The organism is Tautonia rosea (assembly GCF_012958305.1).
GTDB classification, from domain to species: domain Bacteria; phylum Planctomycetota; class Planctomycetia; order Isosphaerales; family Isosphaeraceae; genus Tautonia; species Tautonia rosea.
Genome location: NZ_JABBYO010000011.1, coordinates 30,327 through 49,260 on the forward strand (window position 1 = coordinate 30,327; position 18,934 = coordinate 49,260).

At 64.8% G+C, this 18,934-nt stretch carries 18 protein-coding genes; 12 read left to right on the top strand and 6 right to left on the bottom strand.

Annotated features, from left to right (window positions below):
• The first annotated feature begins 27 nt into the window (after positions 1 to 27).
• Together HG800_RS18900 and HG800_RS18905 are read left to right on the top strand one after the other, a co-directional pair.
• Positions 28 to 1,104, top strand: a complete 1,077-nt coding sequence (locus HG800_RS18900; RefSeq protein WP_169978340.1) for a tetratricopeptide repeat protein — start codon at positions 28 to 30, stop codon at positions 1,102 to 1,104.
• Positions 1,105 to 1,127: 23 nt separating this feature from the next.
• Positions 1,128 to 2,927: a CRTAC1 family protein gene (locus tag HG800_RS18905; protein ID WP_169978342.1), complete on the top strand. Its 1,800-nt coding sequence runs from the start codon at positions 1,128 to 1,130 to the stop codon at positions 2,925 to 2,927.
• A 3-nt stretch (positions 2,928 to 2,930) separates the two neighbouring features.
• Here the strand turns inward: HG800_RS18905 and HG800_RS18910 are convergent, their stop codons facing one another.
• Positions 2,931 to 3,611 carry an FKBP-type peptidyl-prolyl cis-trans isomerase gene (locus tag HG800_RS18910; RefSeq protein ID WP_169978344.1) on the bottom strand — a complete coding sequence of 227 codons (681 nt, stop codon included), beginning with the start codon at positions 3,609 to 3,611 and terminating at the stop codon, positions 2,931 to 2,933.
• Between the two features lie 372 nt (positions 3,612 to 3,983).
• On the opposite strand from HG800_RS18910, the gene HG800_RS18915 reads away from it, so the two are divergent.
• The gene (locus HG800_RS18915; protein WP_169978346.1) at positions 3,984 to 4,931 is read left to right on the top strand and encodes a GGDEF domain-containing protein; all 948 of its coding nucleotides are present in this window, start codon (positions 3,984 to 3,986) and stop codon (positions 4,929 to 4,931) included.
• A gap of 52 nt (positions 4,932 to 4,983) precedes the next feature.
• Here the strand turns inward: HG800_RS18915 and HG800_RS18920 are convergent, their stop codons facing one another.
• Positions 4,984 to 6,726 (bottom strand): hypothetical protein, encoded by a 1,743-nt coding sequence (locus tag HG800_RS18920; RefSeq protein ID WP_169978348.1) that lies wholly within the window; start codon positions 6,724 to 6,726, stop codon positions 4,984 to 4,986.
• Between the two features lie 513 nt (positions 6,727 to 7,239).
• Here HG800_RS18920 and cyaB point away from each other — a divergent pair.
• The gene (cyaB, locus tag HG800_RS18925) at positions 7,240 to 7,809 is read left to right on the top strand and encodes a class IV adenylate cyclase (RefSeq protein ID WP_169978350.1); all 570 of its coding nucleotides are present in this window, start codon (positions 7,240 to 7,242) and stop codon (positions 7,807 to 7,809) included.
• A gap of 18 nt (positions 7,810 to 7,827) precedes the next feature.
• On the opposite strand, the gene HG800_RS18930 is transcribed toward cyaB, so the two are convergent.
• Both HG800_RS18930 and HG800_RS18935 read right to left on the bottom strand, forming a co-directional pair.
• On the bottom strand, positions 7,828 to 8,403 hold the full coding sequence (locus HG800_RS18930) for a beta-lactamase hydrolase domain-containing protein (RefSeq protein WP_169978352.1): 576 nt from the start codon (positions 8,401 to 8,403) through the stop codon (positions 7,828 to 7,830).
• A 27-nt stretch (positions 8,404 to 8,430) separates the two neighbouring features.
• Positions 8,431 to 9,021 carry a pyridoxamine 5'-phosphate oxidase family protein gene (locus HG800_RS18935; RefSeq protein WP_169978354.1) on the bottom strand — a complete coding sequence of 197 codons (591 nt, stop codon included), beginning with the start codon at positions 9,019 to 9,021 and terminating at the stop codon, positions 8,431 to 8,433.
• 175 nt (positions 9,022 to 9,196) lie between these two features.
• Here HG800_RS18935 and HG800_RS18940 point away from each other — a divergent pair, with 175 nt between their 5' ends.
• Genes HG800_RS18940 through HG800_RS18955 form a run of 4 tightly spaced genes read left to right on the top strand, consistent with a single transcriptional unit; the run spans position 9,197 to position 13,985 of the window.
• Positions 9,197 to 11,314, top strand: a complete 2,118-nt coding sequence (locus HG800_RS18940) for a molybdopterin-containing oxidoreductase family protein (RefSeq protein WP_315852063.1) — start codon at positions 9,197 to 9,199, stop codon at positions 11,312 to 11,314.
• Positions 11,315 to 11,347: 33 nt separating this feature from the next.
• Positions 11,348 to 11,671: a glutaredoxin family protein gene (locus tag HG800_RS18945; protein WP_235963798.1), complete on the top strand. Its 324-nt coding sequence runs from the start codon at positions 11,348 to 11,350 to the stop codon at positions 11,669 to 11,671.
• 4 nt (positions 11,672 to 11,675) lie between these two features.
• Entirely contained in the window at positions 11,676 to 12,395 is a 720-nt protein-coding gene (locus HG800_RS18950; protein WP_169978356.1) for a TIGR04282 family arsenosugar biosynthesis glycosyltransferase, read from the top strand.
• Between the two features lie 48 nt (positions 12,396 to 12,443).
• Positions 12,444 to 13,985 (top strand): hypothetical protein, encoded by a 1,542-nt coding sequence (locus tag HG800_RS18955; protein WP_169978358.1) that lies wholly within the window; start codon positions 12,444 to 12,446, stop codon positions 13,983 to 13,985.
• Between the two features lie 3 nt (positions 13,986 to 13,988).
• On the opposite strand, the gene HG800_RS18960 is transcribed toward HG800_RS18955, so the two are convergent.
• Complete coding sequence (locus tag HG800_RS18960; protein ID WP_169978360.1) at positions 13,989 to 14,480, bottom strand: DinB family protein; 492 nt, start codon at positions 14,478 to 14,480, stop codon at positions 13,989 to 13,991.
• Positions 14,481 to 14,560: 80 nt separating this feature from the next.
• Positions 14,561 to 15,706 (bottom strand): TolB family protein, encoded by a 1,146-nt coding sequence (locus HG800_RS18965; RefSeq protein WP_235963799.1) that lies wholly within the window; start codon positions 15,704 to 15,706, stop codon positions 14,561 to 14,563.
• Between the two features lie 156 nt (positions 15,707 to 15,862).
• Between HG800_RS18965 and HG800_RS18970 the strand changes: the two genes are divergently transcribed.
• From HG800_RS18970 to HG800_RS18985, 4 genes are all read left to right on the top strand, one after another.
• Positions 15,863 to 16,417: a cob(I)yrinic acid a,c-diamide adenosyltransferase gene (locus tag HG800_RS18970; protein WP_169978362.1), complete on the top strand. Its 555-nt coding sequence runs from the start codon at positions 15,863 to 15,865 to the stop codon at positions 16,415 to 16,417.
• On the top strand, positions 16,414 to 17,193 hold the full coding sequence (locus tag HG800_RS18975) for an SDR family NAD(P)-dependent oxidoreductase (RefSeq protein WP_169978364.1): 780 nt from the start codon (positions 16,414 to 16,416) through the stop codon (positions 17,191 to 17,193). The genes HG800_RS18970 and HG800_RS18975 overlap by 4 nt, the downstream gene beginning before the upstream one ends.
• A gap of 153 nt (positions 17,194 to 17,346) precedes the next feature.
• The gene (locus tag HG800_RS27555; RefSeq protein ID WP_169978366.1) at positions 17,347 to 18,603 is read left to right on the top strand and encodes a PAS domain-containing protein; all 1,257 of its coding nucleotides are present in this window, start codon (positions 17,347 to 17,349) and stop codon (positions 18,601 to 18,603) included.
• A gap of 6 nt (positions 18,604 to 18,609) precedes the next feature.
• A complete protein-coding gene (locus tag HG800_RS18985; RefSeq protein ID WP_169978368.1) occupies positions 18,610 to 18,930 on the top strand; it encodes a circadian clock KaiB family protein in 321 nt (106 codons plus the stop codon).
• The last annotated feature ends 4 nt before the right edge of the window (positions 18,931 to 18,934 follow it).

Below are 18,934 nucleotides of genomic sequence, written 5' to 3' on the forward strand. Positions count from 1 at the left end.
ATTGAAACTCCGATCGGAGCGTTTGCGTTGACCCGGCAGGCTTCGACGACCCTCGGGGGCGATTCCTCGCTCCCGAGACGGTCGAAACGTTCGGTCGTCCGAACGCTGGCGATCGTCGTTCTGGCGGCCGTCGCGGTGGCGGGACCGGTCGGATGGGGCATCTCCCGATCACGAGCGTACCGCGTCTGGTCGGCTGATCGGGCGTTGAACCAGGGGGAACCCGAGCGGGCCATCGACCGTCTCGGCCCCTGGAAAACCTCGGACGATCCCCGGGCGGTGGCAATTGTGGCTCGGGCGCAGATCGCCCGGGGAAATCCGGAGTCGGCCCTGCGATTACTCGAAGCCCGGCTCGCCCATCGAGTCGAGCTAGGTTGGCTCCAGTTGCTGGGAGAGACGGCCCTGAGCGTTGGTGATCTGACCCGCGCGATCGAGGCGTTCGAGGCCCTCAACGCCCGGCAGCCGGATCACCCGCCGACCCTCGCCCGCCTGGCCGAGCTGTCCGAACCGCTCCGCGGTCCGGCCGAGGCCGATCGGCGCTACCAGGACCTCGAACGCCTGGAGCCAGAGAACCCCGAGTGGCCGAAGCAACGCGGTCGGATCCTACTGGGCACCGATCGTTACGCCCTGTCGGCCAAGACGCTAGAGGCGTCCCTCCTCCTCGCCCCGAACGACTCGGAAGCACGTCTCTGGCTGGCCGAGGCGCTCTACCTTTCCGGCGATCCGGCCGCCAGTCTCGAACAGTTGGAGATCTGTCGACAGGACGAAGGCGGACGCAACGACCGAGTGGAGGTGGCCCGCGCCGAGTGTCTGCGGGCCCTGGGCCGGACCGAGGAGGCGGCGGAGGTCCTCGATCAGCTGCTCGACCGATCACCGAACGATGCCGACGCCCTTCGCCTGCGGGCCGAGCTGGCGCTCGAACGCGGTGCGATCGATCAGGCGGCCGACCTGCTCAACCGGGCCGTGACCGAGTCCCCGAGTGACTGGCGGATTCATTACCAACTGTCGATTGTTCTGGCCCGGCTGGGACGTGACGAGGAGGCTCGCCATCACGCCGAGCGAATGACCGTCGAGCGGGAGCGGGCCCGATTCGCTCCCGCTCGCTGAGGATCGCACGCGGGATTGAGGAGTTGAGCACATTGACGAACTTGGGAGAGAGTCCTCGTTCGGCTGGGATCCAACTGGCGTTGATCTGGGCGCTGGTCGCCCTGATCGCATCGGGGCTGAGCTGCACGGTGCAACCTGCGGCTGGGCCGGAGGCAGGCGATCGCCCCGATCCAGAGGTTGCCGCCGGAGACTTGCCGACGGAATCGACGACCCATGACCTGGCCTTCTCCGAGGTTTCCGGAACGGGGATCGACGCGGTCTATCGCAATGGCGAGGAAACCGGGGCGCTGGCGATCCTCGAATCGCTCGGCGGCGGGGTGGCCGTGTTCGACTTCGACCGCGATGGCCGGCCCGACCTCTTTTTTCCGGGAGGGGGCCAGATCGTGCCCTCGGCCGGGGGCCTGACGGTCGAAGGGCTGCCGGGCCGGCTTTATCGGAATCTCGGGGGCTGGCGTTTCGAGGACGTGACCGAACAGGCCGGTTTCGACGACGCCTCACGCTACTCGCACGGCTGCACGGTCGGAGATTTCGACAACGATGGGTTCCTTGATTTGCTCGTTACCTCCTATCAAGGGCTCTCACTCTATCACAACATCGGCGGCACGTTCGTCGATGTGACCGAGGCCGCCGGACTGACCGAGCCAGGCTGGGCGACCTCGGCCGCCTGGCTCGATGCCGATGGTGACGGGCTGCTCGATCTTTATGTGGCCCGGTACGTCAACTGGTCTCCCGAGCACAACCCGGAGTGCCGCTATCACTCGTCGGGAGATGTTGACATCTGCTCCCCTTCAGTGTTCGAACCGCTGCGCGACTTGTTCTACCGGAACCAGGGAGACGGCACCTTCAAGGAAATCGGCCGAGAAGCTGGGCTGGTCGATGGGGGCAAGGGGCTTGGCGTGGTGGCGGCCGATCTCGACGGCGACCGCTTGATCGACGTGTACGTTGCCAACGATACGACTCCGAATTGGCTGTACCGAAACCGGGGTGACGGCACCTTCGAGGAAATCGGCCAGCTCTCGGGGGCCGCGCTCAGTGCCGAGGGGGTGGCCACCGGCAGCATGGGGGTGGCCGTGGGCGACCTCGACGGCGATGGCGATCTCGACCTCTGGGTGACGAACTACGAGGGAGAGATCAACGAGTTCTACCGAAACGACGGTGCCATGCAGTTCGTTCCGATCGGTCTTGCGTCGGGCCTTGGCGCAGCGAGCCGGCCGCTCGTCGGCTGGGGAACCGTGCTGGTTGATGGCGACGGCAACGGTCTGCCCGAGGTCTTCGTGGCCAATGGCCATTTGATGCACCGTCTGCCCGGCACCCCCCGCCCTCAGCCGTCGATGCTCTTTCAGCGTGCTCCTGACTCGGGCCGATTCGAGCCGTTGCGGTTTGATTCGGAATCCTGGTTTTCCCAACATCGTGATGCGCGCGGGGTGGCCGTGGGGGACCTCGACGGCGACGGCGACCCCGATCTGGTCGTCGTCCCTCAGAACGCCCCGGTCAGCCTGTTGCGGAACGACAGCCTAGAGCCGTCGCGGTTTCTTCGGGTCCGCCTCGAAGGAACAGAAAGCAACCGATCGGCCGTCGGAGCGACGGTGATCGTCTCGGCGGGGGCGCGATCGCAGAGCATTCCGCTCGTGGGAGGCGGCAGCTACCTGTCCCAAACTGACGCACAACTGCTGATCGGATTAGGCACCGCGCCGATCGCCGATCGGGTTGAGGTGCACTGGCCGAGCGGTCAGACCGACCGGCACGACGACCTCGAAGCCGGCCTCTCCTGGCTCTTGAGAGAGGGGGAAGCGGCACAGCTCGATCCGACGTCTCACGACTGATCCTTAAGACCCCTCGGTCGGCTCATCGGCCGAGGGGGCGTCGGCCTCCGCATCGGGAGCATCCGAGTCGGCGTCCGACTCCTCGGGAGCGTCGGCCGGTTCGGTGGCGATCTCCAGCAGCTCGACCTCATAGAGGATGGTCGAGTTTGGAGGGATCGAGGGAAGCTGGTCGGCCTGCATCGCCCCGTCGAGCGGGAGTTCCTTGCCGGGAGCGTATTCGCCGAAGGTGCCGAGCGCTCCATAGGCAAGATTGGCCGGAACGACCAGACGACGCACCTCGCCGAGCTTCATGCCGGTAATCCCTTCATTGAACCCCTGCACGGCGCGGGGGTCGCCGATGGTGTGGGTCCAGGGGGTTCCCCGATCTCGGCTGCTGTCGATCAGCTCGCCCCCTTCGAGGGTCGCGACGTAGTGCAGCACGACCCGATCGCCCGTCTTCGCCTGAGCCCCATCTCCGGCTCGAATCGTCTCGTAGACGAGCCCCGAGGCGGTGGCGATTTCCTCGCCTTCCTCGGTCGGTTCGTTGAACGACGGCGACGCCCCCCCGGACGGAGCGGGATCGACGGCCGGCATGAGCCCGGTCTCGTCGGTCAGTGTGCCCGCGGGATCGGGATCGACAGACACGCCGCAACCGAGCAGAGCAAGACTGATCACGAGGACCATCAGACGGACAAGGTGTCGCATCGGTTGTTCGCTCCTCCACAGAAAGGGGGGGGGGATACCCCCGATCGCTTGAACCTGGCAAGGCGGAACGACCCAGGGACGCACCGAGGATAGGATCGACCTTGGGCTGATTCTCATGCTCCTGAACGTGTCGTACAAGGGGGAACCCGGACTGGCTGGCACAATCGTCCCCTTCAGGAGCGTGCGGGGCGTCGTTCCAGATACTGATGCGACGGAAGCGTAAGCCAGGGTCGATTCGGATGCAGATCGACCACCGGGTTTGACTCGATACGCGGCGTTTGTCGGTTGAGCTTTTCTGATCTAGGGTTTGGATATCAACGCGACTTCGGGTTGCACGGGTCAGGCAAAGCCCCCATCAATCATGGTGCGCTCATGTCCGTCGAACAGATGAACGGAGCAAGCTCTGCAAGCGAGGTGATCCGACCGTTCGGGTCAAAGTTCTTTGAGCGATTGCTCGACCGTCTCTACGATGGCGTTTACTTCGTCGATCGGAACCGGACCATCCTTTACTGGAATCAGGCGGCCGAACGGCTGAGCGGCTATGCAAGCAGCGAGGTCGTCGGTCATGCCTGCCAGGACAACATCCTCTGCCACACCGACTGCCGAGGAACACCGCTCTGCTCACGAGCATGCCCGTTGCTCCAGGCGATTCAGGAAGACGAGCCAACCTCCGCCCGGGTGTTCTTGAAGCATCGTAAGGGACACCGCGTTGCCGTCGATGTCTCGGTGATGCCGATCTACGACGACGACGGCCAGAACGTGGGAGCCGTTGAGATCTTCCGGGATGCCAGCCCGGTCGTCGCGCTCGAATCGGCCTATCGCCAGATGCGAGAACTGGCCGAGAAGGACACACTCACCGGCGCGATCAACCGCCGTCAGGCCATGGAAATCCTTGAGCAGCAGGTGAAACTGCTCCGGAATTCGGGAATTCCGTTCGCGCTGATCATGGCCGATCTCGACCACTTCAAGCTCGTGAACGATACCTTCGGCCACGCCGTCGGAGACGCGGCGTTGATCGCCTTCGAAACCTGCCTGGAACAGCAGAGTCGAGGCAGCGACATCGTCGCCCGGATCGGTGGCGAGGAGTTTCTGGTCATCCTACCGAGCCTCGACGTCTCGCACGCGCATCGGATCGCGGAGCGTTTGCGCAAGAACGTCGCCAAGATCAGGATTCCCGATCCGGAATCGCTGCGACTCTCGGCCAGTTTCGGGGTGGTCGAGGCAGCACCTCACGAATCGCTCGATCATCTGCTCGCTCGGGTCGATGCCGCCCTCTACCGAGCAAAACGCATGGGACGCGACCTCGTCGAACGCGGCTGAGGCGTTTGCCGAAGGGATGCCCTGAACGATTGGCCGATAACGCTCAACCCCGTCACGAGCCATCAAGCCCGGTCGGAGGCTCCGGTGCCTGGGTCGCCGAGCCCGGCCAGAACGTCACCCCGGCCTTGGCAAGGCTGATCAGGGCCGCAACCACAAACGAGAGCAAGCCGAGGAGGATCTGGTCGAGCCCCGGCACGAGGCGACGCAGCGTCAGGTACGATCGCGACCCGTAGACGAACACCCAGGCCCCGAGCAACACTCCCGCCGAAACGAGAAACGCCCGGCCCCCCCCGATCCTGGAGTAGACTGCGGCCAGGGCGGCCAGCGTCGGCAGGTACAGAACCGCGATCGGCCCCAAACGATCGAACAGTTCGTGAAAGGCACCAAGCGTCCAGCCAAGGCCAAAGAGGAGAAAGAGCCCGACCGCCAGGTCTCGGAGGCAGTCTCCCAGCGCCCCCTCGATCAGTCCGAAGCCGAGCATCACGAGCAGCGCGAGGTGAGCGGCGACGATCCAGGGAATCGTCCCTCCCAGCGAGTCGGGCAGTGCCGCCGTGAGGCTCGCGATCAGAAAGGCACAGGCCAGAATGCCCCGGCCTGCGTTCCACCGACGGATCGCCGGAACAGCTTGCACCAGGGCCGCCACCAGCAAGGGCCAGGGGTTCGCAAACGAAAGGCTGTCGAGGTCCAGGGTGGTCGGCCTGACCACCGCCAGCGCGGCCAGGGCCAGGCAGAGCCCATCACGCCCACCGGGCACCCGGCGATGAATCGCCCATCCATAAAGCGGCAGCGCCAGCACGAGCGTGAGGAAGGCCGGTGTCGCCCCCAGCACCTCGCGGAAGTGGGAGAGGAAGAATTGATACACCGGATCGGCCCGGTCGTGGCCCATCATTGCCAGGCCGAGCAGGCCGAGGGGAGCGAGCAGGGCCAGGGTCGTCACCACCCGCCCGGCCCGCGGATCGCGCGCCGATCGCCCCAGCTCCAGCACCAGGAAGGCACAGGGCAAGAGGAAGGGCACCAGAAAGTACGGACCAAAGATCGTTTGATCCTTCATCACAAAATGAAAGGAAACACAGAGCCAGTACGACCGCGCGCAGGCCGCCCCGCCGAGCAATCCGAACAGGACCCACGGATACAAGGGCCATCGCCACGGGCTGCCGTTTTTCTCGGCATACGACGGCCCGCGACCGATGGCCGGAAGCAAGGTCAGGCTGAGCAGGCCCGCCACCGGCGCGAAGCCGAACAGGGCCCACATCAAGGCCGGGGCGTTGGGCCGATCGACGAGCGGCGCCAGGCCGATCGGGTAAAGGAAAAAGAGGGCCAGGATTGCCTGATACGGCACCCGGAACCCGCTGCGAAGCTCCAGCCCCAGGCCGCGCAAGATCCCCTCGCTCACGAGCAGGGCAAACCCGAGGCCGATCAGATAGAGCCCCCTGCCCATCGCCGGATCGCCGGCCAGGGTTTCGTCAAACGCCACCGAGATCGCCAGGAACATCAAGACGACCAGGAGAAGGACCGTCCGCACGTCGTCCCAAACTTTCCCCCGACGCACCAGGACCACCGCCGTCGCCGCCAGCAAGAGCGTGTACGCGGCCAGGCCAAGCATCAAGGCTCCGGTCTCCACCGCCGGCCCCCTCGCATCGAACGAGGCCCGCAGGCCGAGAAACACCAGGCCGGCGCTGATCACATAGAACGGATTGCTCGTGTACACCCATCGCATCAGACCCGCCGGGGCGAGCCCGCGACCGCGACGCGAAGGAAGGGACGGCCCGGACGAAGGAATCGCTTCGTGATTCATCACTGAGCCTCGATCGGTTCGGAAGACGGGACGGGGGTCCGATCGGTTCGTTCGGTTGCCTCGCGACGACCCCGGCGTGGACCGGGACCAATCTGAGACAGATGTCAGAGGTGTATGGTCATCGTACGCGCCGCTCTGACAAATGTCGAGCCTGGTTGGCCCATGTTTTTTTTCGGAACCGTCGTCCCGGGGACGATAAGACGCAATTCCTGAGGAAGGAGCGCCAGCGCCGCGGGGCCACCCGCGGATTCTGTCGACAACGACCTGGGACGGGGACGTTGTGCAGAGTCGCAGCGGCTCAGAGCCTCGCGAACCGGACGTTGGACGTCAGGATTCGTTGGCTGTTGGCTGTCCTCTTGCGACGCTGCGGCATGACGCGAGCTCCTTCTCCCTGTTCCCTGTGTTCCGGGGGCGGGCGCCGGTTGACCGACCGGCCTCGGGGCGGATAGTCTGCCGCTCTGAAGGCGAGAAAGGTTTCCGCAGACCTCGATCCACGAGTCGGAGTGCGTTGGAATGAGCCCGTTCGAAGTGGAGATCAAATTCCGGGACGCCAATCACGACGACCTGTTGCGGCGGCTGGGCGATCTCGGCGCGGTGCCTCGCGAGGAAGTGGAGCAAGAAGACATTTACATGTCTCACCCGTCTCGTGATTTCCGGGAGACCGACGAGGCCATGCGGCTGCGTCGCGACGGGGGCGAGAACCGCGTGACCTACAAGGGGCCGAAGCTCGGCGGGCCGACCAAGACCCGCGAGGAAGTGGAGCTGACCTTCGAGCCCGGTCCCGACGCCTTGCTCAAGATGGAGCGGCTGTTCGTCAACCTTGGCTTCCGCCCCGTGGCGACGGTTCGCAAGCGTCGGCTCGCGTACGACCTTCAGTTCGATGGCCGATGGGTGCAGGTCGGGATCGACTCGGTCGAGGGACTGGGGGCGTATGCCGAGGTCGAGGCGATTGCCAACGGCCCGGCCGATTTGCCCGAGGCCCAGCAGGTCGTGCTCGAACTGGCCCGGCTGCTCGGCCTCGGGTCGGATCAGGTGGAAACGCGATCGTATTTGCGCATGGTCCTGGAAGGGCGAGGCGGCTGATTCCGGGCAGGCCCAGGCTCAAGGGGCTTCCGGCTCATCGCCGAGAAACAGCTCGACCCGAGCCGGTCCTCCCGTGGTGATCTGGGTGAAGGCATCGACCTGTTCCCGAGTCAGGCCACGGTCCTTGACGAGATGCGCCGACCAGAGCCGAGACGCCCGGATCGCATGAGAGCAATGGATCAGGGCCTTCCCTTCGTGCGAGGCCAGCGCCTCTCGCAACTGCTCGACCGCTTCGAGCCGCGGGGCATACGGTGGTCGACCGATCGGAATCGACACATAATCGACTCCGAGCGACTTCACCAGCGCCGGCTCGTCGAAGGGAACCGACTCCATTTCCTCAGGAGGACGCAGGTTGATCACCACCGTCACCCCATCCTTGGTCAGGCGGGTGAGGGTTTCCGGGTCGGGCTGGGCGGCCAGGTAGATCGGACCGGATCGGTACAGGCCGCCGATTTCCTTGCCCCCTTCGACTGCCTCGGGGGCCTCGACCGGAGCCGAGGCCAGCGACGAGTCGGGCCTCGGTTTCGGTTCGTCGTCCTGACTCGGAGCGAGGACGAGGACCAGAGACGCAAGCACTGCGGGATACACAGACATCGTCATCGTCTCCTTTGGAAGGACGGCTCACGGATTGACAGCGAGCGAGGCCCACTCGATCGGCTCCTCGGCCCCGATCCGCTGGTACTGGGTCCGTCGGTGCGGATCGGACTTCAAATCCAGGTGATCGACCCGCTCCGGATCGAGCAGCACCAGAGCGAACGTGGGGGGCGGGTCTCGGGGATCGGGCGTCTCGACCTGAAACTGCCTGAGGTCGGCACGAGGGGCACCCGGCTCGGGCCAGAGCAGGCTGATCCGGGTCGCCGGGGGTAAGGCGGTCCAGACCTCGGCCCGCTCGGCACGCCATTGCGGGTCGGACTCGGCCGGACCGATGACGCGAAGGTGGCCCGACAGTCGAAACTGTTCCCGGGTCTCGGCGAACATCCAGCACGCCTCGGCCCGACTGTTCCGGTCGATCTGGCCAACCTTCGCGCTGCGCGTGTCGGCCGAGAACCGGAGGATCGGGCCGGTCCCGAGAAATCCCCGGAAGACGACCGTCCGGACGCTCGGCCAGCCGTCAGACGTGACGGTCGCCAGCTGGAGCCATCGCGAAGGCGGTGCTCCTTGGTGGTTCGTCAGGGCTCGCTCGATCGCGAGGCGCCAGGGGATCTCACTCATGGCCACATTGTGAACAGTCCGCGATCGGCAAGCAAGCCATCGCGGCGGCGGATCATCTCGATCGGAGACGGCCCACACGGCGACCCCTACCCCTTGAAGCGGTAACCGCGCTAGAATCGTGGGGAATCACGCCCCGACCGCCGAAGGCCGATCGCTTGCCGGAGCACGACCTGCCGTGTCCAACCCTGTCGAAACGATCGTCAAGAACGTCTGCCCGCTCGATTGCCCCGACACATGCAGCATGGTCGTTACCGTGCGAGACGGGGTCGCCGTCGACCTGCGAGGCGACCGCGACCACCCGTTCACCCGCGGGTTTCTCTGCCAGAAAATGGCCCGATACCTCGACCGCGTGTCCAGTCCCGATCGCCTGATGCACCCGATGCGACGGATCGGCCCCAAGGGTCCCGGCCAGGGGCGATTCGAGCGGATCTCCTGGGACGAGGCGCTCGATCGGATCGCCGATCGCTTCCGAGCGATCGCCGATTCGGCCGACGGTCCCCAGGCGATCCTGCCCTACAGCTATTACGGCACGATGGGGAAGTTGCAGGCCGAGAGCCTCGACCGCCGCTTCTTCCACCGACTGGGCGCCTCGACGCTCGACCGAACGATCTGCGCCTCGGCCGGTGGCGTCGGCTACGAGTACACCATGGGAGCCGGCCGCCTGGGAGCCGACCCGATGGCCGTTCCCGAGTGCCGCCTGATCCTCAACTGGGGATCGAACACGGTAAACACGAACAGCCACCTCTGGTCCTTGATGATCGAGGCTCGCAAGCGCACCAATGCGACGATTGTCACCATCGACCCCTATAAAAGCCCCACCGCCCGCCGCTCCGACTGGCATCTTCAACCTCGGCCCGGCACCGATGCAGCCCTGGCCCTCGGATTGATGCACGTCATCTGGCGCGATCAGTTGCACGATCAAGATTATCTCGATCGTGGGACGGTCGGCGCGGAACTGCTTCGCGATCGCGTCTTGACGGAGTACCCGCCCGATCGGGTTGCTGCGATCACCGGGGTTCCGGTCGATCAGATCGAGACCCTCGCGCGGCGTTATGCGACCGAACACCCCAGCCTGATCCGCGTCAACTACGGTCTTCAGCGCCACGGAGGCGGCGGGATGGCCGTGCGGACGATCTCCTGCTTGCCCGCCATCGTCGGTGCCTGGCGGCACCGAGGGGGGGGCACCTTTCTCTCAACGAGCGGGACCTACGGGCTGAACTCGTTTGCATTGACGCGCCCCGACCTCTCACCTCCGGGCACGCGATCGGTGAACATGAACCAACTGGCCGAGGCATTGGCCGGAGAGCTTCCCGGACCTCGGGTGATGGGGCTTTATGTGTACAACTGCAATCCGGCGGCCGTGGCCCCCGATCAGGGGAAAGTGCTTCGCGGCTTGCGCCGCGACGACCTGTTCACCGTGGTTCACGAACTCTTCCCGACCGACACGGTCGACTACGCCGATATTGTGCTGCCGGCGACCTCGCAGCTTGAGCACGAGGACATTCACACGTCCTATGGCCATCACTTCTTGATGCACAACCCTCGAGCGATCGCGCCCCGGGGCGAATGCCGATCGAACGCCGACGTCTTCCGAGGGCTCTCTGACCGACTCGGGTTTGAGCCCTCTCTCTTTCCCGATGATGACACCCTGATGCGGCAGGCCCTCGACGGTGGCCCCGCGCTCGCCGGGATCTCGTTGGAGCGATTGAAAGCGGAAGGATCGGTTCGCTTGAACATTCCCGAGGACTATCGCCCTTTTTCCGACGGCCGCTTCCCGACCCCTTCAGGCAAGTGCGAGCTGTACTCGGAGCGGATGAAGGCCGACGACTTCGACCCCCTGCCCTCGTACATCCCTCCGCTTGAAGATCCGCAGACGAGGCCCGAACTGGCGTCTCGCTATCCGATTCAGATGGTCAGCCCTCCTCGCCCGCAGTTCCTCAACTCAACCTTCGCCAACTCCCCTGCTCACCTCCGAGCGGCAGGGGATCCGACCATCGAGTTGGCCGACGACGATGCCGCCGTCCGTGGCCTCGAAGCCGGCGACTGGGCCGAGGTCTTCAACGATCGCGGCCGATTTCTCGCTCGGGTTGCCCTGACTGGGGCCGTCCGCCCCGGTACGGCCGCGAGCACCGGAATTTACTGGTCGAAGCACTCGCCCGGCGGCTCGGGGGTCAACGCCACCACCTCCTCGGCCCTGGCCGACATGGGAGGCGGCGCGACCTTTTTTGACAACCTGGTCGAGGTGCGCAAGGTCGATCGAGAGGAATCGCCCTCCCCAAATCACGCTTGCTAATTCAGGGAAAGATCAACATTCAGGGTTTCGAACATGAGCATGTTGCTCAATTTTCTCAGACTCTGGAAAGCTCCACGGGCCGATCATTTGCGCGTCACGATCTACACTCGGGCCGAGTGCTCCTGCTGCGAGACGGCGAAGGCGGTCATCGAACCTCGGCGAAGGAAGCACGGGTTTCTGGTCGAGGAAATCGACATCGACACCGACCCGGAACTCGTTGAGGCGTACGGAACCCTTGTTCCCGTGGTGGCCATTGATGGGAAGGTGCGGTTCCGGGGCAAGGTCGAACCGATCTTGCTCGATCGCCTGCTCAGAGTCGAGGCGAATCGATTGCATCAGCAAAAACCAATGAGGTGACAACGTGTCATGGCCGATGCCTGAAGGGGCGGTGTTGGGAATTTTTGGGAAGAAGCCGGAACCGGGCAAGGTCAAGACGCGGCTGGCCGCCGAGTTCGGCAGCGACTTCGCCGCCGAGGCGCACGAGGCGATGCTCCTCGACACGCTCGAAGCCTGGGGCTCTGATCGGTTCCTCGCTCCAGGCGGTCGTCGCGTCTTTGTCTTCGCCCCAGGAGACGCCGGGCCCTGGTTCGACCCCATCGTACCGGGCACGCTGGCCATGCAGCCCCAGTCGGAAGGAGATCTCGGCGCTCGTTTGCGATCGTTTATTGAAGGGGAATTCGCCGAGGGAGCCTCGCGAGTCGTGGTGATCGGGTCGGACAGTCCGACGCTTGATCCGTCCATCGTCATCAGTGCATTCCTGTGTTTGGATCAGAAAGACGTGGTCATTGGCCCCTCGACCGATGGCGGCTATTACCTGATCGGCTGTCGGATGCCGGTCCCCTCGCTGTTCGAGGGGGTAGCCTGGGGATCGGCGAAGGTGCTCGGGCAAACGCTCGATCGGCTCCGAGGATCGGGGCGCTCGCTGGCCGTCTTGCCGCCGTGGTACGATGTCGACACGCCCGACGACTGGCGGTTGCTCGGGGCTCACGTGCGGGCCATGCGACTCTCGGGTATGGACCCGGCCTTGCGTCGGGTCGAGGCGTTGTTGCCTCGGGTGCTCCCGGAAGCCGAGCCCCGCTGACCTCACCGTCACTCCTCTCGGAACGATCCAGGCTGAGCCCATTCTTCCATGCGTGCCTTGATTCGAATTTTGTTGATAAGCTGTCTCTTGATCGCCCTGGTTCGGGCGGCGTGCTTCCTGGCCTATGCCTGGTTTGCGCTGGGAAACCCGCTCGACGTGTACCACCTCGAAGCCCAGATGGTTCACCTGGCCTGGCGGGTGCAGCATGATCGGGTGATGTATCCCGACTGGCGAAACGACCCGCACGTCATGAACGTATTCGGACCGCTTTACTTCTTGCTCGTGGGCGGAATCGGCCGGCTGATCGATGCGGACCTGGAGGGGCTCTATCGGGTCGGAAGGCTCACCAGTCTTGGCTCGGCCCTGCTGGCAAGTCTGATTGTGGGGGTGGCCTCGGGGACTCGGGAAGGAAAAGGGGCGGGCTTCGTCGCCGGATCGCTGACGCTGGGTGCGGCCCCGTTGTTCGGGTTCGGGGTGATGGTGCGGGCCGATTTGATGGCCGATACGCTCGGCTTCGCCGGTTTTCTGCTGGCCGTCGGCCGACCGTCGCGGTGGCGGTATGCGTTGGGGGCGACCTTGCTGGTCGCGGCCATCTTTACCAAGCAAACGATGGGTCTGTACCTGATTGCCGCCGTCCTGGCCGCCATGCGGACTGATCGCAAGCGATGGGGGCTAACCCTCGCCGCTGGATCGGGGGCCGTCACCCTGGCCATCATCGCGGCCGTGACGCGAACGGTCGAGCCGCTCTTCGCCCGCGAGTTGTTCGGCGCGGCCGAAACACCGATCTTACTTTCAGACTGGCAGCGGACCCTCTCCCGGCTCTGGCAGCTCGGGCCGGAACTGCCGATCCTTGCCCTTGTTGGCCTGGTCTTGTGGACCGTTCGACGCGAACGCCGGGATCCTTCGCTCGTGGTGCTGGCCGGGGTGGTGCTGGTCGGGGCAATCGTTCTGGCGATGAAAAGCGGTTCGGATCTGAATTATTTTCTTGGTCTTCGTCTCGTTGCGGCGATGGCGGCTGGGGCGGTCTGGGGATCGGTCGCGTCGCTGATTCGAGAATCGGGGCCGATCCGTCCCAGGGCAGCCGTGCTGGCGATCGTCGGCCTGGTCGGCTTGGGGGTGAGTTTGCTACCGAGCCTCGACCACTCGTACGCGCAAGCGCGCTCTGCCCAGTCGATCCATGCGTATTTTTCGGGCGCCGGTCGGCCGGTGGTGGCGCAGTACCGCCGGATTTTCGAACTGGCCGAGGACCCGGAAATTCGCCTGCTGACCGACAGCGGCATGGTGGCCGCCCATCAAGCAGACCGGGCGGCGTTCGTCGATCCCTGGCTGTTCCGTATCCTGGTCGAGACGGGCAAGATCGAGCCAACCGCAATCTTGCAACGACTTGAATCACAGGAATACGATTACATCATCACCACCAAAGATTTATACGACACGGCCGACCCGTACGACACCTACGGGTTCGGCCTTCCTCCTCAACTGGCCGAGGCCGCTCGCCGGAATTATGGCTTCGCCGGAGTCTCGGCCGGGCTGTTCCTGTATCTGCCCAGACGTTCCAACGAAGGCAGCAGCACGGCGAACGGCTCGTAATCCTCAGATCGAGACCGGCTTCCCGAGGTGACGGCGGACGGCGACGAACTGCCCGGCGTGCATCAGCGGGTGCACACCCACCATGTTCAGCAGTGCACCCACGGTCGGGGCGAACGGGGGGAATTTCTCGGAGTCGGTGCGGTCGAGGTCGGCATCCGAGAGGCTGTCGAGCAAGGCGAGCGTCGCCTGTCGCTGGGCTCCCCAGAGTTCTTGATATTTGGCGACCGAGTAGAACTTGGCCGGGTCATCCTCGGTGAACTTATCGCGGCCGTGGCCTTCGACGAAGTCGGCGGGCAGAGCCGGGCTGGTGCCGGGGCTGATCAACTCGACAAAGTGCCGTTCGGCACCGATCAGGTGGCCGAGCTGCCAGGCCATGTGGTTCATCCCCGAGACCGGGCGAACCAGCAGGTCGGCATCGCTCAGGTCCTTCAAGTAACTGTCAACAACCATCGAACTCATGTCGATGGTGTTGCGAATCGTGTCCTTGGCGTTCATCGGGGGCAGGCGCTCCGGAGGGTGAAGGAAGGATTGTTCGGGGGCTTGGGTCGGGCCTGGGGCTCCACACAAGGCTCGAATCACTGCTCAGCGTCGGAATCGAGCACGAAGTCGGCGATAAAGAGCTGGCTGGTGTTGTCGGAGGTACGGCCCTTGGAGGTCCACATCAGTTTCGAGCCGTCGGGGCTGAAGACAGGGAGGCCGTCGAAGCCGGGGGCAAAGGTGATCCGCTGCTCCTCGCCGGTTTCCAGATCCATCAGGTAGATCTCATAATTGAAGTGGCCGTGCTTGCTCGTCGAGTAGGCGATGAACCGGCCGTCCGGGTGGAAGTACGGCCCCCAGTTCACATGCTCGTTGTCGGTCAGTTGTCGCTCGTTCTGGCCGTCGACGGTGTTGATGAACAGCTGGAGCAGGTCGTTCTCCTGGCGGTCGCTCCGGTAGATCAGGTATTTGCCACAGGGGGAGAAAAAAGGACCGCCGTCGTAGCCGGGGGCGTTGGTGATTTGCCGAACGTTCGAGCCGTCGGCGTCCATCACGTAGATGTCGGCGTCGCCGTCGCGAAAGCTGGTGAAGACGATCTGCGAGCCATCGGGCGAGTAGCTGCCTTCGGCGTCGTAGCCGGGGGCGTCGGTCAGGCGGACAAGGTTCGAGCCGTCCGGATCGGCGCGGAAGATCTCCATGTGCGGATCGAAGTCCCAGGCGTACCGTTCCGATCGGCTGTAGGCCGGTGCGGCCTCGCGTTCCCCTTCGGCCGAGCCATCCGCCAGGGCAGGGTCAAGGTGCGAGGAGGCGAAAAGAATCGACTGGTCATTCGGATGGAAGTAGGCGCAGGTGCATTTTCCCTTTCCCGTGCTGACCAGCTTCGGCGTCGCGCCGGGGGTTAAGGCAACGGAATAAATTTGATAGCCGTCCCAGTCCGGCGGTGGGGGTTGAAGGGTCGAGGGCTCGGGATACGCGGCGGCCTGGAAGATGATGGTGTTGCCATCGGGGCTAAAGTACCCTTCGCCGGCCTTCGCGAACCCATAGGTTACCTGGCGGATATTCTTCAGGTGGCGCGACTCGTTGGCGGCGACTTCCTCAGGAGTCATTCCCTCGGCTCCCGGAGGGCCGCCCGGACCGCCATACGAGCTGCCCGAAGAAGACGAAGGCCGCTGCTCTTGCGGCGGCGGATCGAGGGCCAGGATCGGTGCCAAGAGGGCCGCGGCCAGGGCAATCGGGAGCGTCATCGATGAGGGCCTCCGGGGTGATTCAGTGCTGGAGGGTCCCTTTTCGACCCCCCGCCTCGCGACTAGTATAGGGGCTGTGACCACCCTTCGCCAATCCGCCCGCCGCTTCGCCTTCCCGCCGCGTTCTCGGGCCTCCGTGTCGGAGCAAGTGAATTCGTGCCCAAGATTTACACGAAAACCGGAGATGATGGTACCACCGGCCTGCTTGGTCCCGGTCGCGTCGGCAAGGACGACCTCCGGATTGAGGCGTACGGCACCGTCGACGAGCTGAACGCCGTGCTCGGCGTGGCCCGATCGACCCCTTCGATCAGCCTCGACCTCGATCGCAAGCTGTCTCAGATCCAGGAAGAGCTTTTTTCCATCGGCGCGGCCCTGGCCGACCCAGACCCCGATGGCCCCTTCCACAACAGCGTGCCGCGCGAATTCGTGCTCCGGATCGAGCACGAGATTGACCACGTCGAGTCGGGCTTGCCGAAGTTGCAGCACTTCATCTTGCCTGGAGGCTCGCCCACGGCCTCACAATTGCACCTGGGCCGAACCGTCTGCCGGAGGGCCGAGCGCCTGGTCGTCGCCCTGAGCCATGCCGCGGGCCAACACGTGCCGACCAACCTCGTCATCTACCTGAACCGCTTGAGCGACTACCTGTTCGTGCTCGCCCGATCGGCCAATGCCGAGGCCGGCGTGGCCGACGTCCCCTGGAGAGGCCTGTGAAGCTTGCCGGATCGTCCATCCTGATCACTGGAGGCCGTCGCGTCGGGGCCTCGCTCGCCCGGTTGCTCGCCGACCGTGGCGCGAAGCTGGCCATGACTTATCGGACCAGCCGCGAGACGATCGAGCAGACCCTCAACGACTGCCGGACCCAGGGAGCAGCCGATACCCTCCCCATCGAGGCCGATCTGGTCGATCCCGAGCAGGCCGAGCGGGCCGTGCAACAGGTTGTCGAGCGGTTCGGACGGATCGACGCCCTGGTCAACATGGCGAGCATCTACGAGCGCACCCCATTCGCCGAACTCACGCCCGAGCATTACGACCGGATGATCGCGGCGAACCTCAGCGCCCCCTATCATGTGGCCGTCGCCGCCGGCAAGGCCATGCTGGCCCAGGAGCCGATTCCCGGCGCCGCCTCGGGCCTGAAGGGGAAGATCCTCTGTTTCGGCGATTGGGGAACCGATCGCCCCCGAGGGGGGGACCTGCCCTACATCATCGCCAAGGGGGGCCTCTCGACCATGACCCTGGCGATGGCCAAGGAACTGGCCCCCCACGTCGCGGTCAACCTGATCCAGCCAGGGACGATTGTCCCCTGGCCCGACATGACCGACGACCAACGGAACGAAATTCTTCGGGCCACCCCCCTGGCCCGCATCGGATCGGCCGATGACGCCAACCACCTGGTGCTCTATCTGCTTGAAGGAACCGATTTTGCGACCGGCGGCTGTTACCGGATCGATGGCGGCCGATATCTCGGAACCGATGATGAAGTGTCCTGATTCGGGGTTCTTTACCAACCGAATTCGTTGAAACGATTTGCCCGAACCCGGGGGCAGCGCGGTATAATCCGAAGCCGTGGAACCTTCGACGGGACAGAAGGTTCCAGAGACAATCTCGGGCAAGGACGATTTTCCGGAGGAGCATCGGGTACGGTGATCACCGGAGAGCTCCGGACGGTTTTGAACGTTCATGGCGACGGTGAAACCCGCGAGGCCGTGTCTCTCCTGCTCAACGCCGAAGGGTTGAGAAGCCGAGACGCCACCTCGACGGCCGAGGCTCGTGCTGCGCTGGCAAGTCCCGAGGGCCGAGACGCCCGACTCGTCTTGCTCGATGCCTCGCTCGACGAGGCTGAATCGTTCTGCCGCGACCTGATGCAATCGGTCCCCTCGCTTCCCCTGGTGCTCACCCGGGCCGAGGAGAACGCCTTGCCCGATGGGCTCCGCCCCTTGGCGGTCGAGGTTCTGGATCGTCCGCCCGATGGCTCGCGATGGCTCGCCGCCATCCGGGCCTGGACACAAGTTGGCACTCGATTACAGGAACTCGGTGCCGAGGCCGAACGCTGGCGGTCGATCTTCGAAGCGATTGACGAAGGGATGGCCCTTGTTGACCCCGAGGGTCGGATTCGATGGAGCAACGCCGCAATGGCCGGCTTGCTCGGCGACGAGCCGGCTGCCTTGCTCGGCCAGCGGCTCACCGATCGGGCAGCGCACCTGATTCCCCCCGGCCGTCAATGGCCCCACGATCGCACCCTCCGCAGCGGTTCCCGAAGCCGGGACGAGTGGGAGTTGGGCCATCACTGGTTCCGATCCTCCGCCGCCCCGATCCGAAATGCGCTGGGAGCCCTCAGCGGAATCGTCACGACCCTTGAAGACGTGACGCATGAGGTGCGGCTCCGCCAGCGGATTGCCCAGGTCGAGGCCGAGGCGGAGGCCCGTTCCGAACGCATTGATCGACTCGAACGCGACGCGAGGCTCTATCAAGCTCTTGCCGGCATTCCCGTCCGCCCCGAAGATCGGAACGCTCCACGTCACTTGCCGCTCAGTCGAGAGCTGCCCGAGGTTTTTTGCGACGCCCTGGAAGACTTCGGCCGCGTGCTCGACCTGCGATTGCTCCACCGCAGCTACCAGACCTCGAATCAGCCCGACGGCTCGGCCATTCTGACCGCCCTGGCCGATCGGCTTGCCACGGCCGGCGCGGGTCCGCGAGACGTCGTCGAGCTGCACGCGATGGCCCTTCGGCAGCGATCTTCCGGCACCAAAGTTGCCAAGATCAACGCGTATGCCGAAGAAGCCCAGGTCGCGGTGCTGGAGTTGATGGGCCGTCTTGCCGAACATTATCGCGCCGGTCTCGCCGCCGCGACCCGCTCCGGAGCGGTCGCATCGGATCGGTCCCCGGATCGCTCGGAGTGACCGCCTATGGACCGTTATGTCTTGAAACTGTATATCACAGGTCTGACGTCCCGATCGCAACGCGCCGTGGCGACGCTGCAGCGGCTCTGCGATTCGGAGCTCGCCGGCCGATACGAGTTGGTGGTCGTCGATGTGCTCGAACAACCCGAGCTGGCTGAGCAAGACAAGGTGCTCGCAACACCGACCGTAATTAAGGAACACCCTGAGCCGCAGCGCCGCATCATCGGCGATCTTTCCGACGCGGCTCGCGTGCTGGCGGCACTCGACCTCAACGATGGCGAGACGCACGCCCCACTCACGGATACCCGCGTCAAGGAGGCCGATTGAACCT